2 protein-coding genes are annotated in these 1025 nt (G+C 74.8%); both read left to right on the top strand.

What is annotated here, in order from left to right; all coding sequences use genetic code 11:
• The first annotated feature begins 365 nt into the window (after positions 1 to 365).
• Positions 366 to 566: a hypothetical protein gene (locus G454_RS0115285; protein ID WP_027719244.1), complete on the top strand. Its 201-nt coding sequence runs from the start codon at positions 366 to 368 to the stop codon at positions 564 to 566.
• An 8-nt stretch (positions 567 to 574) separates the two neighbouring features.
• Positions 575 to 880 carry a hypothetical protein gene (locus tag G454_RS0115290; RefSeq protein WP_027719245.1) on the top strand — a complete coding sequence of 102 codons (306 nt, stop codon included), beginning with the start codon at positions 575 to 577 and terminating at the stop codon, positions 878 to 880.
• Positions 881 to 1025: the final 145 nt, after the last annotated feature.

The following is a 1025-nucleotide window of genomic DNA, read 5'->3' on the forward strand; positions in this document are numbered from 1 at the left end:
GGGAAGTTGCTCCACGCCGTGCACTGTGGCGCGGACTCGGCGGATTCCTCATTTCCGCTCTGGCGAAAGGACCGTCTGGCCCGGTTCGCGGCGTGGTGGAGCTACGCCCTGCGGGGCGGCCAGCCCGCGCTGTGGCCCCCGGAGGCGTGGGCGCCCGCGCCCTGAACTCCGGTGGCCTTTCTCTTCGGGGAGTGCCTTCTCAAGGGGGGGAGGGAAAGCCGTGCGGGGGAAGGCGTGCCCGTCCTGCGGCGGCCCGCTGGAGCCGGAGGCGTGCGTGACCGTCCTGCCCTGGCGGGGCTGGAGGGTAGTCCCCGGCTCCCGGTGCCGGGCGTGCAGAAGGAAGTGGCCGGGGGAGGTGTCTTTCCATGCGCGCGGAGAAAATCCTCCGCCGCCTGGCGGAGAAGATAGGGGCGGCCCTCCGCGAAGTGGAGGACCGGACCGCCTGGGAGGTGGGGAGGCCGCGGGGGGACCCCCTGCTGGCCGCCGGACTACGCGGCAGGGCGGCGGCCTACAGGCGCTACCTGAGGGCGGTCGAAGATGCTATACAAGAAAACCGGGAGGTGTAGGGACGGTCGTGGACGCCTTGCACATGGCAGCTAAGAAGTTAATCGAGCGGCTCGGGCCGGAGGAGGCGCTCAGGGCGGCCCGGGAGATCGCGGGCGCCGACCGCGCCAGGTTCCGGGAGGCGCTGGGGGCGGTGCGGGAGGCCCTAGCCGAGGCCGAGGCGCTGGCCGCCGGGAGGTTCGGCTACGCCGAGGCGTGCCGGGCGGCCGGCCTGCTGGAGGGCGCCGTGCACCGGGTGAGGTGCGCGGCCAACTCCCTCTTCGCGCTCGCCGGGGGGGCCGCGGGCGGGAGGACCAATGGCGGGCGGCGGGCGTAGCCCCGCGGCGGCCTCCCTCGCCAACCGCGGCCGCGCCCTGGAGGACCTGGTGAGGGTGGCCAACGCCCGGTACCGCGCGCTGGGCCTGGCGGTGGTTCACAAGGTGCCCTCCGCGTGGGTGCCGCTGCGCGGGCCGGGCGGCAGG

The organism is Desulfovirgula thermocuniculi DSM 16036, assembly GCF_000429345.1.
GTDB classification, from domain to species: domain Bacteria; phylum Bacillota; class Desulfotomaculia; order Desulfotomaculales; family Desulfovirgulaceae; genus Desulfovirgula; species Desulfovirgula thermocuniculi.